Origin of the sequence: Streptomyces sp. NPDC127190, assembly GCF_042672505.1 — a bacterium.
Lineage (GTDB): Bacteria > Actinomycetota > Actinomycetes > Streptomycetales > Streptomycetaceae > Streptomyces.
In genome coordinates, this window is record NZ_JBHXVE010000034.1 from 37,015 (window position 1) to 52,256 (window position 15,242).

Sequence of the window (15,242 nt, forward strand, 5' to 3'; positions counted from 1 at the left end):
GCCGACTACGCGGCCGAGCCGTCGCCGGCCCTCGCCAGCAGGAACAGCTGAAGGAGCAGCCGCCGCTCGGAGACCGGAACGGTCTCCTGACCGCTATGGAGCGCCTCCCTGCCGTGCAGGAAGCGGCGCTGGTTCACGATGAGGTAGTCCCCGGGCTGGAGCATGAAGGAGACCTGCCCCCGGACGAGCTCCTCGGCGAGCTCCCTGGCGGCGTCGGCGTGCGCCTGGCCGAGCTGGGACCGCTCCAGCATCTTGGCAGTGAACCGGACGAACCCCTCTCCCGGGTCGGGGCCGTCCAGGATCGGAAACGGCGTGTACTCCTCGCCGACGCCGTGCAGGTCGAAGAAGGTCCCGTAGTGGTAGCCCGTCTCGCACAGCCGGGCACGGCTGTTCTCCGACAGCCGCGCCACCGCCGCGTGGGCGTCGGAGAGGATGCTGGGGCCGCCGCCGAGCGGATCGGGGCGGACGCACAGGAGCGTGGTGTACTCCGGGGGCCGGGTCGCGTTCACCAGGTCCATGTGGAAGGCGTTGTACCCGATGCCGCTGGACTTGCCGGGGTCCTTGTCGACCTTGACCCCGATGTCCTTCCACATGGGCCACCGCGGGAAGGGTGAGAAGGGGACCGCCACCTCGGCGGCGAAGCCCGTCACCAGCCGCCGGAGCCGCTCGCCGGTGCCCAGCGCCTTGGCGAGGTTCCCCAGGCGCAGCACGGCGTATCCGCCGGCCTCCCCGGTCAGCGCACGGCGTAGTGTCGCGGCGGTCTCCTCGAACCGAGGGGTGGCCGTCAGCTCGGCCCGGTACTCCTCCATGGTGGACTTCGCCAGGAACGCACCCTCCAGTTCCCACGGCGGGAGACAAAGGTCGATCAGAGCGGATTCGAGTTCGCTCGGGATGTCGATGAACACGCGGGCTTCCTGTCTCTTGGGGTCTCGTCGTGTCGTTCAGACGGCGCGGCAGGCGATCACGGGAGGGCCGCGGCGAAGGCGACCACAGTGATGCGGCGGAGTTCACGCACGGCCTGGCGGACGATGGCGAATGGCAGGTCGGAGGAGCCGTAGAGGACCAGGGCGTTCGGGTCGGGTTCGCCTGGCTCGCCCGGGCGGGGGTAGAGCGTCCCGCGTACACCGACCGGCTGGGCCTCCCGGACGCGGAGCTTCACGTGTCCGGCGCGCAGTACCGGGCACAGGCGCGGCGTTGTCTCGGCACAGGTCTCGCACATGGGTGGGATTGCACACCGCACTCCTTCCCACGTCGCGGCCGCGGCGTCGCCGAGGAAAGGGAGCAGCCACAGCATTCCGCGGTCGTCGCGTGCGGCCGGCTTGCTGCAACCCGCGCAGAGGCGACTGTCCATCGCGGTCCGCTGGCGCTCCGGGTGAAGTTCCGCCGCGTACTCCGGCCTGCCGGTCGCCGTGCCGCTGCACAACGCCCAGAGCGTGCCGTCCAGGTCCCGGGCGAGGGCGTCCTGCACGGGGTCGGCGTACTTCACTCCGGACGCGGTGACCGCCACGGTGGAAGGCGGTGTGCTCTCGCCCGTCCACGGCGTCACGTACGGCGCTATCGGTCTGTCCACGGTGCTCCCCCGAGGGTCTGCTGCTGGAAAGCGATGAAGCTGTAGTGGCGGTGCAGCCAGCGCAGGTATGCCTCGTATGCCTCGTCGGTGCTCGGCATAGCTTCACGGCCGACCGCCAGGACGCCGTCGACGAACCCGGAACCGGCATGACGACAGGCGAGGTGGAACTGCGGCCGGGAAGGGGCCGTACCCGCCGTCGGCTCGTCGGTGAAGCGTTCACGGTGCACGACCCATCCCCGGTCTCGGGCGTGCTCGGCCAGGAGCCTGTGGGTGGCGTCCACGTCCACGCCGGGGGTGGCGAAGACGTACGTCGATACCTTCACGGGCCGCCCGGCACGGATGGCGGCGAGGGCGTCCTCGTAGACGCTGCGACGCAAGGCGCTGAGTCTGGCGTCGGCCGTCGGGAGGAATCGGGGCTCCGGGCCTGACCACCGCCAGCGTGGCTCGTCATTCTCCTCGAGCGGGACAGGCCGGAGTCTCATGGCGTCCTCCTGCACAGCTCGACGAAGCGCCGGTTGTCCTCCGCCTGCAAACGCTCTATCGGGCAGGGCGTGGGCGCCGGCCGCAGCCGGAGTGCAATAAGAGCGACGCCTACGAGGGCAAGGGCGCCAAGGAGCAGCTTTGCCATGTGGTGGCTCTTTCCGAGGGGTCACCTGCTGCCGGACTCGTATCCAGCCCGGCAGCAGGCCGTGGCCCGTGCTCGCCGACGCCCAGGGGGCAGGCGCCGGCGAGCACGGCGTCTCAGGGAGTGATTCCAAGCTGGGCCGCGAGCGCGGCATGCGGTGTCGGCTCCGGCCGAAGCTGGGCCAGGGCCTCACGAAGCGGTTGCGTCGGTACGAGCCGGTCACTTGCCGACGGCCGGAACCAGTAGGGGCCTGGGGGCACGGTCCGGTTCAGGGAGGGCAGCGTGATCGTGTGGGGAGTTCCGAGACATACGGCGTGAGAGTGGTGCGGCCATTGGGCTGCGGACCCGGGCGGGACGAGCCAGTAGAACCAGCCGCTCTCGGGGTCCTCGATCACGGGGCCGCATCCGCCCTGGATCTCGTCCATGAGGGCGACGGCTCCGCGCGCCTGGAGGCCAGAGCTGGTGATGACGACGTCGAAGAGGTTGCCGCCCAGCCGTACGCGGGTGTCGCGGCGGGCCTCGACCCCGATGAGGGTGCGGATCACCTCGGCGAGGTCGGCCATGTCGGCGGCCGGCTGATGGGCCGCACCCGCGGACTCGACCAACTGCTGCATCACTTCGGCGCCGGTCGTCGGCGCGGCAGCCGGGGCGGTCACCGGTCCACCCGCCCGGGGCGCAGGACAGCGCGCACGGTCTTGGCGCCGTAGTCGGAACCGACCACGAACCAGGAGAGTTCGGCACCCTGGCGCACGGCTTCCCACAGGCCGCGGCCTACTTCGCCGGCAACGGCCTTGTCGAAGTTGGGGAACGCGGGGACGGGGTCCGTGACGTCGACGAGCAGTTCGTGTGCCTCAGTGACGCTGAGGCGTACCCCGAAGGTCTGCACGGTCTTGGCGACGGGGAGAGCGTGCCGCACCGCGTTGTCGAGGAGGACGTGCAGGACGTCGATCGCGAGGTGCTGGTTGCCGGGCCAGCTCAGCACGGTGAGCAGGGTCCGGGCCTGAATGCGGGCTAAGCCCGTGGCGCTGGGATCAGCAGGGAGATCCAGCGGGATCTCGCGCAGGACCGGAGCGGTCACCGCGACGGGTTGCATCTCTTCGGATCCTTTGTTCAGGGGGAGGGTGCACCAGGTGGTTGCGCCGTCGTCACTGACACCCCAGGACTCGGCCAAGGCGTCGACAAGAATGAGGCCGCGGCCTCCTTCGTCGGTCGGGCTGGCGCGGCGCAGTGCTGGACGGGCGGATGAGCCGTCGTTCACCTCGATCACGCAGCAGCCATCGTGGAAGAAGACACGGACCGTGATGTCATGACCGTGGCCATGTCGGAGGGCATTGGTCGCCAACTCTGAAAGCAGCAGCTCCGCGGTCTCGATCAGGTCCGGCCGACGCCAGTAGGTCAGGCTCGCGCGGACGATGCGGCGAAGGCGCTTCGGCCAAGCGGCGTCTGCCTCCGAGAGGTCTCCGGTGAGGGAGTCTTGGCCCGGATGGCGCTCGATGGACACTTCGAGGGCCGCCCGGATGCCGTCGTGCTGCGCCTGGAACACAGGTGTCATTCCGCGACCTCCGAGCCGTCCGGTGCGGGGGACGTGGCAGGAGCGGAGGGCGCACGGGGTGCGAGATTCATCCGCTTGCCTGTCACGGCTTGCGTTGGCTCAACTACGGTGGCGGTAGTACGCATTGAGAAGCAACTGGATCGCCGCTGAAAATTCAGCGGAGCCGTAAATGGACTATGCCGGAACCTGCACAGGGGGCTGCGGTGAGCGCGCAGCGGATGCCACACTCTGCGCAGGGTTCTACTCAACCAGCGCAGACGCATGGGGGTGGTGCACAGGTGGCGGCAAGGCGAGGGGCAACCGGGCGGCGCTTGGAGCTCGGCATCCAACTCAGACAGCTGCGCGAAAACTGCCCGCCGATCGAGGACGGCAGGGCACGGGGCATGACCCGCAAGGCTGCTGTTCGGGGTCTTCGAGCACTGTCCGAGGCATCCCTCGCTCGGATCGAGAACGGCGAGCTGAACTTCCGGCGCAACGTGGGGGACCTCCGCACGCTGTTGAAGCGGTACGCCGTCGAAGATGAAGAACTGATCGAGCAACTGGTCGAGCTGAACCGCGAGGCACCGAGCGACGACTGGCTCACCCAGTACCGCGCGTTCATGCCGGCTGGGATGCCGCACTACGTCGGCTTGGAAGCGGAGGCCACGGAGATCCTGGCCTACCACCCGACCGTCGTGTACGGCCTCTTGCAGACGGAGAACTACGCGCGGGCCCTGTTCGAGGTCCAGCGTCCCGTCGAAGACACCACCAGCGAGTTCATACAGCGCAACGTGGATCTTCGGATGGAGCGCAAGCGCAGGGTTCTCGATCGTGAGGACGTCCGTCTTCGCGTCATCCTCGGCGAGGCCGCCCTTCGCATCCCTGTCGGGGACGAGGACACGATGCGCGAGCAGTACAGCGAAATCGCCAAGCTGGCACGGAAGGACCACGTCCAGGTCCAGGTGCTGCCCTTCAAACGCGGCTACCGAGCCACCAACGACTTCGCCATCCTGGACCTCGGCGAACTTCCGTCTCGGGTCCAGACTGACAATGCATGGGGGGCTGTGTCCACGTCGGACAAGCCCCGTGAAGTCGACCGGTTCACCCGCCGATTCAACGCGATGGTCGGGGCCGCCCTCGGCCTGGAGGAGACCATCGAATTCCTGGAAGCACTCACCGGAAAGTAGCGGAGCCATCAACACACACCGACTGCCCAAGGCATCCACCGACATCGCCCCGGAAGAGGCATGGTTCAAGTCCTCGTACAGCAGCGACGGCACCGGCAACTGCGTCGAGGCCGCCTACCTCGTCAGCGAGATTGGAGTCCGTGACTCCAAGGACAAGCAGGGGCCGGCGCTGGTCTTCCCGCGCAGCTCCTGGACTGCCTTCATCAGCAGCGTGAGCACGGGTAAAATCGTCCCTGATATGCGCGGCTGACCTGGCCTTATGCACAAGTAGGGCGGTCCCCCTCAGGCACGTTGAGGGGGACCGCCATCGCCTTACTACCCGCCACCGATCAGTTCGGCGCCAGCGTGCAGCACACTGTAGTTGCGCCCTACTCCGTCTACTTGGCCGACGTGCGCGGTTCCATACCCGCCCTCGTCCAGGCTGTCGGCCGCGCGCTGCGCATGCAGCCCGGCGAGGGCAAGGTCGCATCCCTCGTGGTGCCGGTCCTGCTCGGGCCGGGCGAGACGGTGGACAACATGCTCGCCTCCCGGGCGTAGGGCGGGCTGGCGAAACTGCTCGAGGCGCTCAGGGCACACGACGCCCGGGTGGTGGAGCAGCTCGCCCAGCAGCAGGCCCCGAGCCATGTCAGAGGCGTACAGACCCGCAGCGAGCATGACGAGGAACCTCGGCCGATGGGTGCGCTCGGTCCGGCTCAGCTGGGACAACCTCACAGGCGTCCAGCAGTGGATGTGCGACCACGTCCTCGGAATCGAGCCCGCAGCCGAGGACGAGAAGCCCAAGCCGCGCCGGACACAGGCCGACAAATGGGCGCTGAACTACGAGGCCGCCAAGCAGTTCTACGAACCCGAAGGACACCTACGGGTACCGATGAAGCATATCGAGCCAATCGTCGTGGGCGGCGACGGGAGCGGCGGCAGCAGCGAGGACCAGGAGGAGCGGCAGAGCGGCCCACCCACCCACGAACACCCACTGGCCAGCCCCGTAACACCCACCCCTGGACCAACGCGACCGACTCTCACCACCACCGACACCAACCCGACAAATCACAGTCAGGGACTTGATGGCCCGTGCCGGTTGGGGCGCGCATGAGCCGGAGCGGGACGCCGAGGGCTACGCGTGGGCTCAGGAGCGCGAAGAGTGGCGTGAGGGTGCTCTCGCAGCGCGGGCCGGCTTCGAGGCGCGGCGGCGGGAGGAGGCGGATGAGCTGCGGGCGGAGCTGTGGCTGTCTGCCGTGCCCAGCCGGCTGATCCGGGCGGTGGCCGATCAGGTTGGGCTCATGCCGGGCCAGGTCCTGGCGCAGCTCGCGGAGCGGGTCGTCATGCGCCAGGACGGTACGGTGTCAGTCCCGCCTTTCACGCCGTCCCGGTGATTTCCCGAAGCGGTCAGTAAACGGGTTACGGGAGGATTGCTAAATGCCGGGTATTCAGCTCAAGGAACACCAGGTTGACCAGAAGGCGGCTTTCCGTAAGTGGGTGGGGTTTCCTGCAAGGTCATCTGTGCCCCCGCAGGGTGCCCGGGCCACGATCGTGTCCGCGACCGGGTCGGGCAAAACGATCATGGCCGCCGCGTGTGCGTTGGAGTCGTTCGCGGACGGCCGGGTCCTCGTGACGGTGCCGACTCTGGACCTGCTCGTGCAGACCGCCCAGGCATGGCGGCTGGTGGGTCACCGGACGCCGATGGTGGCGGTGTGCTCGCTGGAGAACGACCCGGTTCTGAACGAGCTGGGGGTGCGCACCACCACCAACCCCATCCAGCTGGCGCTGTGGGCCGGGAAGGGGCCGGTCGTCGTGTTCGCCACGTACGCCTCCCTCGTGGACCGCGAGGACATCGACGCACCGGAGGGCCAGCTGAAGGTCCGCGGGCCGCTGGAAGCCGCGCTGGCGGGCGGAGAGCGCCTCTACGGCCAGCAGATGGCAGGCTTCGACCTCGCCATCATTGACGAAGCCCACTCGACCGCAGGTGATCTTGGCAGGCCCTGGGCCGCGATCCACGACAACCAGCGGATCCCCGCGGACTTCCGGCTGTACCTGACCGCCACTCCGCGCATTCTGGCAGCTCCGCAGCCGCGCAGGGGCGCGGGCGGCCGGGAGCTGGAGATCGCGTCGATGGGCCGGGACTCTGCCACCTACGGGCCATGGCTGGCCGAGCTCGGGCTCTCCGAGGCGATCGAACGGGGCATCCTCGCCGGGTTCGAGATCGACGTGCTGGAAATCCGCGACCCCTTCCCCGTCTACGGGGAGTCGGACGAGGCGCTGCGGGGCCGACGCATGGCGCTGCTGCAGACCGCACTTTTGGAGCACGCGGCGGCGTACAACCTGCGTACGATCATGACCTTCCACCAGCGGGTGGAGGAGGCCGCCGTGTTCGCGGAGAAGCTCCCGAAGACCGCTGCCGAGCTGTACGTCAACGACGCTACGGACGAGGACCTGGCCGCCGCGGACCGGCTCCCCGCGTCGTCGATCGGCGCGGAGTTCTACGAGCTGGAGGCCGGCCGCCACGTACCCTCGGACCGCGTGTGGTCGGCATGGCTGTGCGGCGACCACCTCGTCTCCGAGCGGCGCGAGGTCCTGCGCCAGTTCGCAGGCGGCATCGACGCGAACAACCGGCGCGTACACCGCGCCTTCCTCGCCTCGGTGCGCGTCCTCGGGGAAGGCGTGGACATCACCGGCGAGCGCGGAGTCGAGGCGATCTGCTTCGCCGACACCCGCGGCTCCCAGGTCGAGATCGTCCAGAACATCGGCCGCGCGCTCCGGCCCAACCGCGACGGCAGCATCAAGGTCGCGCGGATCATCGTGCCCGTCTTCCTCCAGCCCGGCGAGGACCCGCAGGACATGGTCGCCAGCGCCTCGTACCGGCCCCTCGTAGCCGTCCTCCAAGGCCTGCGCTCGCACTCGGAACGCCTCGTCGAACAGCTCGCCACCCGCGCCCTCACCCACGGCCAGCGCAAAGTCCACCTCCGGCGCGACGAAGACGGGCGGATCATCGGAGCCGGCAGCGAAGGAGACGGCGACGACCAGGGCGACACCGACGGCGCTGCCGAGTCCGCGCTGCTGCACTTCTCCAGCCCACGCGACGCGACCACGATCGCGGCGTTCCTGCGGACACGGGTGTACCGGCCCGAGTCGCTGGTGTGGCTGGAGGGCTACGAGGCGCTGCTGCGCTGGCGCCGGGAGAACCAGATCACCGGCCTGTACGCCGTCCCCTACGACACCGAGGTCGAAGTCGGGGCGACGAAGGCGTTTCCGCTGGGCCGGTGGGTCCACCAGCAGCGCAAAACCCTGCGCGCCGGCGAACTCGACCCCCACCGCAAAGAACTGCTCGACGCACCCGAAGCCGGGATGGTCTGGGAGCCCGGCGAGGAAGCCTGGGAGAACAAACTCGCCGCACTGCGCTCCTACCGGCGGGCCACCGGACACCTCGCACCCCGGCAGGACGCCGTGTGGGGCGAGGACGACGAGATGGTGCCCATCGGGCAGCACATGGCCAACCTCCGCCGCAAGGGCGCGAAGAACGGCCTCGGCAAAGACCCGAAACGGGCGCAGCAGCGCGCGGCGCAGCTGGCCGCGATCGATCCGGACTGGGACTGCCCGTGGCCGCTGGACTGGCAGCGGCACTACCGCGTCCTCGCGGACCTGGTCGACGCCGACGGCCACCTCCCCGACATCGCACCCGGCGTGCTCATGGACGGCGACGACATCGGCAAATGGCTCCAACAGCAGAAGCAGCCGGCCGTCTGGGCAAGGCTCCTGCCCGAACAGCAGGAACGGCTGACCGTGTTGGGCATCAAGCCGCTGGAGAAGGCCGCTCCCGACCCGGCGGCCGGTCGTACAGCGAAGGGCCCGAGCAAAGCGCAGCAGGCATTCCAGCGCGGCCTGACAGCCCTCACACAGTGGGTCGAGCGAGAGGGCGCCGACCGTCCGGTGCCCCGCGGACACAGCGAAGAGATCACGGTCGACGGCGAGACGGAGCCGGTGGCCGTGAAGCTGGGCGTATGGGTCTCCAACACCAAGACCCGGCGCGACAAGCTCACGGCCGATCAGCTTGCCGCGCTCGCCGACCTCGGACTGGAATGGGCGAGGGCGTAGAAGCCTCTCAGGCTACTGTGCGCCGATGCAGGGCCCTTGGGCACGGAAGCGCGCGCGGGTTTCCGGCCATGGTGTCGCGCTGTCGTGGCCGAAGCAACCGACGCCTCCGCAAAGAGGTCGTGAGCCGCGCGCCGGTCTGCCGTTGGTCAACGCCACCTGCCCGTACGCCTCGTAGCGCTCGCGGCTGTCCTCGCCGTCCACAAGATCGTTGGCGAGCTCCTGCTTGGTGGAGCGCACGAGATCCGCGATCGGAATACCCCACATGCTGCGGATCATGGCTACGAGCTACTCCTTGGAGTGGTCGCGCATTAGAGCGTTCCTCCGCTGGAGCAGTTCGTTGGCGAGCTCGACTTCGGCTGCGGGGATCGGCGTGATCAAGTCGCGTATGTACTCGCGGTCCTCGTCCGCGTCGAAGATCATGATGCAGGCCGCGTGTGGTGCGAAGACGACGATCTCATCTGGATTCTCAGCCCGCGCCTCGGCGGTGGCGCGTCGAGTCCGCCCTCGCCGATCCGCAGGAGGTCCGGATGTCGTCACACGCGTACCGGCGGGCAGGGCACCGGATCGAGGTCGTGGCGGTGGCGACGGCGGAGGCGTGGAGCCAGCTCGTGATCCTGGACCGCTTCCTCTGCCGTCCGCGGTACGCGTCGTGGGAGAACCACGACGCCTGCGCCCAGCAGCTGCTCACGGAGACCGCCGTCTTCCGCCGGGACCTCGCCCGGACCGATCAGCGGCTGCACCGCGAACTGCACTGCGAGGACCGGCGCCTGGCTGTCCAGCGCGACGCCGAACGTGCCGCCGCGCTCGCCGAGCCGGTACGACGCATCGCTCAACCGCGACGGCGGGCACCGGGCGTGAACTACCACCGGCTGTCAGCCGACGAACACCGCTGGATCGGTCACTCCCCACACGCGTGGCTGGGACTGGCGAGGCCGAGCTGGTCGTGGCAGCGGTCCGGTCGCTCCCCACACGTGTGGCTGGGACGGGTCGGTGACCGCGACGTACGGGTAGGGCGGCGGTCGCTCCCCACACGTGGCTGGGACACTTCGTGGCCTGCAGTGTTATGGCTGCTTTGCCGTTTCGTGTCCGATGTGGTTGAGGGTGGAGAGCGTCAGCGGGTTGCTCCGCTGAGGTGGCACCAGCCTGGGTGGGCTGGTGTCTTCCCGTTTCATCGCCTCCTGCCGCCCGGCCCGAGGGCCAGGGGGTCTTATGGGGGCTCCGCGGGCGTTTTGTGTCTCCCCTCTACCAGGGGCGACAGGCCTGTCGACGGGGACAGCGTGGGCCGCGATGTTGCGTGCGGCGTTGAGGTCCCGGTCGATCGTGAGGGTGCAGTTGGTGCAGTGGAACGTCCTGTCCGCGAGCGTGAGGCGTGGGTTTTGCCACCCGCAGGCGGAGCAGGTCTTGCTGGACGGGAACCAGCGGTCCAGGACCGCGAGGGTGGAGCCGTACCAGCAGGTCTTGTAGGTGAGCTGGCGGCGCAGCTCGCCGGGCGCGGCGTCGAGGATGGCCCGGTTCAGGCCGGCTTTCTGACGGACGCGTCGGCCGGGCTTGTCGAGGGTGCCGCGGGCGGTGCGGGTCATCCCGGCGACGTTGAGGTCTTCGATGGCAACTTCGGCGAAGCGGGTGGCGAGCTGCTTGGTCAGCGCGTGCAGGACGGTGCTGCGCCGCACAGCGACCTCGTGGTGCAGCCGTGCCACCCGGCGCCGGGCCTTGTCACGCCGCGCTGAGCCCTTCTGGGTGTGGGCGAAGGCCCGCTGCGCCTTGGCGAGCCGGTGTTCGGCCTTGCGGACGTGCCGTGGATTGGTGACGAAGGCTGTAGCGGGAGCGTCGGGTTCGAGAGGCTGGGAGAGGACGGCCAGGTGCTTGACGCCGAGGTCGACGCCGACGCGGCCGTGCTGCCGCTGACGGCGGGTGGGCTGATCGGGCAGCTCGGTGGTGACCTTGCACAGCACGGAGGCGTACCAACGATGCCCGGCCCGGGAGACGGTCACCGACTGCACCACAGCATCACCGCGGCGGATCAAGCGACCCATGTGCTTGGCGGACTCGTGCAGCCGCACCGCGCCAATCCGCGGGAGCAGCAGTCGTCGGTAGCTCTCCAGCCGGATCGCCGGCCGCTTCACGTCGTGGTGGAGCCGGAACGCTTCCTTCGTGCGGCCCTTCTTCTTGAACTTCGGGTAGCCCACCCGGCGGCCGGCCCGAGCCCCGCGCAGGGAGTCCATCCAGTTCTTCCACGCCCGGTCGGCATCGATGAACGCGGACTGGAACGCGTAGGTGTTCACCTCGTGCCACCACGGGCACGGCCGCTCCGGCCCGTACACGCCCTCCGGCAGCCCGCCGGTGCGGGAGTCACCCTTGATCTGGTTCAGGTGCTTCTGAATCTGCGGCTTCGACGGCACCGGAACCCGCACCTTCTTGCGGGCCTCCACCTCCGGGACCCCTTGGTCCACAAGCGCGTGGACCTCGCGCCGCCACTGCTGGTGCGCGGCCACCTTCACCCCGAGCGCATGGTTGAACGCCCACCGCGCCGCACCCGCATGCCGGGTAAGCGCCTCCACCTGTACGGGGGTGGGATCCAAGGCGAACTGGAACGCCCGGAGAACTTCCTGCTGCACTCGCCCACCCCCTCACAACTCGCCTGGACCAGAACTGAGTCGGATCGTAGAGGACACCACTGACAATGCGACTGATCTGCACGTACACGCCGTGCGCTGCGCTACTGGCGGCTTCCCGACTGCTGTCTCGCAGCCGGCTCTCTGAGCGCGTTTGGCCCGGGCTCGGCGAAGCGCAGCGGCTTCGGTGGCTACGGCCTGGCGGCGCCGCTGGGCCCGGGCGGCTTCAATCGGGCTTGGCTGCTTGCCAGGGTCCGGGTCGGGGAGGCACGCCGGCCGAGCTCGCGCTAGCGGTGATCCCCGATCATCGGGCCGCCGCCCTGGCTCAACCAGGCCTGGCGCGACCGCGTCCCTCCCGGCCTCACCACGGGAGGGCAAGGCCGACGGCCACCAATGAGGCGAGGAGCTTGGTACCTGCACCCGCCGGGCCTGCCAGGTGATCACTCAGGCAGATTGGCTTCGGTTGCACGGCGGAAGACGTCCCGACACGTGGGACACGGGAACAGCGGACGTTCGACGAGAACGATCAGCGCGTGGCGTACTTCTCTGCTCAGCTGGAAGAGCCGACGACTGGCCTGTCCGCCTTCATAGGCAGACAGGCGGAAGAGCTGGACGGCCTGTTCGTCGCGGACATCGGCGAACCTGTCCGGGAGCCCAGCGAGCAGTTCGAAGTCCCGTTTGCCGGTCGCCGCGTCAGCTACCGTCCTCAAAGGCAGGGCGTCGAACTGCGCGGCCGGCACCGAGGCGTCGATGGCGACGGCATGGGCGGCCAGGGCTGCGAAGATCTCTATCAGCCGCTCGCCCACCGCAGCGTCGATGCCCCAGGTCCGCAGGTTCCCGTGCCGGTCAGCCTGCCGCCCTTGCTCTTGGTCCACGAGCGGCAGCAGGACACGACCCAGATGAGAGCAGCGACGCCATAGCGTGTCGGGATCCGAGGTCACAGCGATTCCTCTCTCCGGCGAGTGGAAAACCCGCGGCCGAGTGCCAACTGACCGACACAGCCTTCCAAGGCTTCCCTACGCGCAGGGCACGTACAAGACGTCACTGTGCGCTGTGCCCGAGCCGTGGGACCCGCCCGAACTCACCAAGGTCCCTACCGTGCTGGTGCGCCAGGCCACCTTCGGGTCGCCCGGGCGGTTCACACAGGTTGCTGCTGCGGTCGACGACCGGAGCGGCGGCGCGCACTTGGACTGCCGTGCGGTCCCAGCCGTCATCCACAGGTTCGAGAAGTCGTTGTAGAACTCCAGGTCCACCTCGCTGGTACAGGCCACGGGACCGCCCGAGCAGATCTTGATGCCCCCGGTGCCGGTCATCCGGGAGCCGCTGTGGAGAGGCTTGGAGGCGTAGAAGTCGCACGTCGTGACATGGGCAGAGTCCGAGTCCTGCGTCGTCACCGTGACCTCAGGCGGAGCCGGGTTCGGCGGCGGAACCGCCAGAGCTGTAGGGGCGCTGGTAGCGGCCAACGCCACACTCGCGGCGAACACACTCGCGACGACCCTTAATCGCATAAAGCAGCCTCACCTTCGTCTACACCTCAACTGGCGACCAGGCGGGCAGCCTTGTGTGGCACCAGACCATAGATGTGGAACATGGGATACAGCAGGGGTGTGTCGGCCAACGGCTCCTGCTCTCTGCCAGGCCCACACACCCCTATCTGCCGCCCTGCTGAGTGAGCAGGGCCGAGGTGCTACGGCAGAAGATCGGCAGCCGCTGCAGCAGTAGGAACCGTGCAGGTCCTGGTCGCCGGCCTTCCCCACGAGGCCGGCGACATCGCGGGCCTCGCCCACCCGGGCTGGCCGGTCGTGACTCCGCGACTCTTGCCCGGCGGCGCCTGCATCGAGCGCGGCGATGAAGTTCCTCGGGGCTGGTTGCCGCCCGGGCAGCGGCAGCGGCGTCAGCCTCGGTGAATGCGCTGCAAGTCCTTCCTCGTACCGCAGACAGTCCTTGCCCTCCACCCACGCCGGATCCGCGGACCCGGCCCCTGCCCGTCCGGGAGGCCTCCGCCAGCGGTGTCCGTGCCGCTGGAGAAGACGATCTCGTGCAGGTATTTCGGCCAGGGCGTCCGGGCTGCCGCCTTCACGTCCGAGGCCATAGCCGTAGCCAGTCCAACGCCAGCGGTGTCGGCGACGTCCCTACCGGGAAGAGGGGTCGGAACGCCGTAGCATGCGCAGCCACCGGCCGAGCGCCGAGCGGCGCCCGTCTTCACCCGGCTCGGGTGGCGGGAACGGGGGCAGCGGCGGAAACGGCGGGGGCTGCTCGGACCGTGGGGCCTCATCGCCGGGGACGGTGGGCGGGTAGCCCGGTGGCGGAGGCACGAGGGGTGCCTGCGGTTCCGGCACCGTGGGCGTCAGCGGACTGGCGGCCGACACGACTTCTTGCTCCGGTGGATCAGCCGCAGGCGGCACGATCGACAGAGGGCCGGCCGTGGGTGAATCCGCGTGCGCGTCCTGCACGTCCATTTCAGGCGGTCCGGGTACTGGGTCGGCTGCCGGCGCAGGCGAATCGGCCCGACGCGTGGTCGGCGCGGCCGCAGGTGCACGCCGGCGAGGTGGCGGACCTGCTCTGCCCGGGCGGAGCGCGCGGCGTGCGGGAGTGGCTGCGGGGGTGATGCCCGCGACGCTGAAGTCGAGGTCCCACCGCTGGACCTGCCACGGCTCGTTGACCCACAGCTGCAGCTCGATCCGGCCGCGCTCGCGTGCCCGCTCAAGGCCGAACAGGCGCCAGTGCCCGTACCCCAGGCATTGCCCCGACCGGGTGCCGACACCGATCCACTCGGGGTTGGTGCTGCGCAGCGCGACGATGAGTTTGACGCGTCGGCCGTCGATGTCGACCGGGTTGCGGGCGACGTACTGCACGACGTAGCTCTCCCCCGCCTTGCCAGCCACCGCGTCGACCATGCTGGCCGGACCCCACACGGCGTGCGGGATCCCGTGGGCGGCGTCGTTCTTCTTCAGCAAGGCCTGGGCGAGCTGGTCGGCGGTGGTACGCGAGTAGCAGAACGCTTCCCAGGGGATGTTGCCCCGGCCGTTAGGGGCGGTGGCCGCGAACTCGGCCACGACATCGGGGTCGTTCTCGAAGTCGTTCAGCAGCTGCACGATCCGCCGCGCGGACGCGATCGCCGGCCCGGACTTCTCGCTGGTGACCGGTTTCCCGCCGCCTCCCGGGGCGGCAGGCCGGGCGCGACCAGGTGGACCCGGGGCGCGCGTGCCGGCGCCGGTGTGCTGAAGGGGTGGGCAGAGCAGACGCCACTGCCCAAGCTTGCGCACCACCGTGCTCTTCGACGTCTCCACCAGGTGCTTGCCGCGCTGGACGAGGTCGTACGTGCAGTCCGCCTTGTGGTCTTCAAGCTTGAAGTAGTGGGAGGAGCGGGAGTCGGGGTCGTCGGCGTTTCCATGCCGGGCCGAGACCCGGCTCCCGCACCCGTCGCAGTAGAGCGGGACCACGTAGGGCGGATGAGGCTGGACATCGATAGCGGACGGGTCGAACCGCTCCCCCCGGCTGTCCCGCACCCACGGGATGCGCACGCCCCGCCTCTTCTTCTGCTGCTTCGCCACGGCTTCCCTCCCCGGACCGCAGACCCCCGCCTCTGTATGGATCTTCTCCCATGCCCACGAGCGTGCCGGTCGAGATG

At 69.2% G+C, this 15,242-nt stretch carries 15 protein-coding genes and 1 pseudogene; 6 read left to right on the forward strand and 10 right to left on the reverse strand.

Annotation, left to right across the window (positions count from 1 at the left end; genetic code table 11):
• Positions 1-5: 5 nt before the first annotated feature.
• From ACFVIU_RS34460 to ACFVIU_RS34480, 5 genes are all read right to left on the reverse strand, one after another.
• Positions 6-905 carry a TauD/TfdA family dioxygenase gene (locus tag ACFVIU_RS34460; RefSeq protein WP_385847411.1) on the reverse strand — a complete coding sequence of 300 codons (900 nt, stop codon included), beginning with the start codon at positions 903-905 and terminating at the stop codon, positions 6-8.
• Between the two features lie 56 nt (positions 906-961).
• Positions 962-1,570 (reverse strand): hypothetical protein, encoded by a 609-nt coding sequence (locus ACFVIU_RS34465; RefSeq protein WP_385847412.1) that lies wholly within the window; start codon positions 1,568-1,570, stop codon positions 962-964.
• Positions 1,555-1,947 (reverse strand): hypothetical protein, encoded by a 393-nt coding sequence (locus tag ACFVIU_RS34470; RefSeq protein WP_385847414.1) that lies wholly within the window; start codon positions 1,945-1,947, stop codon positions 1,555-1,557. Before ACFVIU_RS34470 ends, ACFVIU_RS34465 begins: the two co-directional genes overlap by 16 nt.
• A 364-nt stretch (positions 1,948-2,311) precedes the next feature.
• The gene (locus tag ACFVIU_RS34475) at positions 2,312-2,851 is read right to left on the reverse strand and encodes a hypothetical protein (protein ID WP_385847415.1); all 540 of its coding nucleotides are present in this window, start codon (positions 2,849-2,851) and stop codon (positions 2,312-2,314) included.
• Positions 2,848-3,747 (reverse strand): ATP-binding protein, encoded by a 900-nt coding sequence (locus ACFVIU_RS34480; protein ID WP_385847416.1) that lies wholly within the window; start codon positions 3,745-3,747, stop codon positions 2,848-2,850. The genes ACFVIU_RS34475 and ACFVIU_RS34480 overlap by 4 nt, the downstream gene beginning before the upstream one ends.
• 311 nt (positions 3,748-4,058) lie before the next feature.
• On the opposite strand from ACFVIU_RS34480, the gene ACFVIU_RS34485 reads away from it, so the two are divergent.
• The 5 genes from ACFVIU_RS34485 to ACFVIU_RS34505 all read left to right on the forward strand — a co-directional run bounded on the left by ACFVIU_RS34485 (position 4,059) and on the right by ACFVIU_RS34505 (position 8,999).
• Positions 4,059-4,913, forward strand: coding sequence for a helix-turn-helix domain-containing protein (locus tag ACFVIU_RS34485; protein WP_385847418.1), 855 nt, complete (start codon positions 4,059-4,061; stop codon positions 4,911-4,913).
• Positions 4,813-5,163: a DUF397 domain-containing protein gene (locus ACFVIU_RS34490; RefSeq protein WP_385847419.1), complete on the forward strand. Its 351-nt coding sequence runs from the start codon at positions 4,813-4,815 to the stop codon at positions 5,161-5,163. Before ACFVIU_RS34485 ends, ACFVIU_RS34490 begins: the two co-directional genes overlap by 101 nt.
• Positions 5,164-5,294: 131 nt before the next feature.
• Positions 5,295-5,450 (forward strand): hypothetical protein, encoded by a 156-nt coding sequence (locus ACFVIU_RS34495; RefSeq protein ID WP_385847420.1) that lies wholly within the window; start codon positions 5,295-5,297, stop codon positions 5,448-5,450.
• A gap of 524 nt (positions 5,451-5,974) precedes the next feature.
• A complete protein-coding gene (locus tag ACFVIU_RS34500; protein WP_385847452.1) occupies positions 5,975-6,283 on the forward strand; it encodes a hypothetical protein in 309 nt (102 codons plus the stop codon).
• Positions 6,284-6,326: 43 nt separating this feature from the next.
• Positions 6,327-8,999 carry a Helicase associated domain protein gene (locus ACFVIU_RS34505; RefSeq protein WP_385847422.1) on the forward strand — a complete coding sequence of 891 codons (2,673 nt, stop codon included), beginning with the start codon at positions 6,327-6,329 and terminating at the stop codon, positions 8,997-8,999.
• A gap of 12 nt (positions 9,000-9,011) precedes the next feature.
• Here the strand turns inward: ACFVIU_RS34505 and ACFVIU_RS34510 are convergent, their stop codons facing one another.
• Positions 9,012-9,275: a hypothetical protein gene (locus tag ACFVIU_RS34510; RefSeq protein ID WP_385847423.1), complete on the reverse strand. Its 264-nt coding sequence runs from the start codon at positions 9,273-9,275 to the stop codon at positions 9,012-9,014.
• 251 nt (positions 9,276-9,526) lie between these two features.
• Between ACFVIU_RS34510 and ACFVIU_RS34515 the strand changes: the two are divergent.
• Positions 9,527-9,649 (forward strand): annotated as a pseudogene (locus ACFVIU_RS34515) (zeta toxin family protein); the annotation flags it as partial.
• Positions 9,650-10,060: 411 nt separating this feature from the next.
• Here the strand turns inward: ACFVIU_RS34515 and ACFVIU_RS34520 are convergent.
• The 4 genes from ACFVIU_RS34520 to ACFVIU_RS34535 form a co-directional block, all read right to left on the reverse strand.
• Positions 10,061-11,614, reverse strand: a complete 1,554-nt coding sequence (locus ACFVIU_RS34520) for an RNA-guided endonuclease TnpB family protein (RefSeq protein WP_385847424.1) — start codon at positions 11,612-11,614, stop codon at positions 10,061-10,063.
• 437 nt (positions 11,615-12,051) lie between these two features.
• Positions 12,052-12,552 carry a hypothetical protein gene (locus ACFVIU_RS34525; protein WP_385847426.1) on the reverse strand — a complete coding sequence of 167 codons (501 nt, stop codon included), beginning with the start codon at positions 12,550-12,552 and terminating at the stop codon, positions 12,052-12,054.
• Between the two features lie 75 nt (positions 12,553-12,627).
• Positions 12,628-13,005 carry a hypothetical protein gene (locus tag ACFVIU_RS34530; protein ID WP_385847427.1) on the reverse strand — a complete coding sequence of 126 codons (378 nt, stop codon included), beginning with the start codon at positions 13,003-13,005 and terminating at the stop codon, positions 12,628-12,630.
• 738 nt (positions 13,006-13,743) lie between these two features.
• The gene (locus ACFVIU_RS34535; protein WP_385847429.1) at positions 13,744-15,165 is read right to left on the reverse strand and encodes a hypothetical protein; all 1,422 of its coding nucleotides are present in this window, start codon (positions 15,163-15,165) and stop codon (positions 13,744-13,746) included.
• Positions 15,166-15,242: the final 77 nt, after the last annotated feature.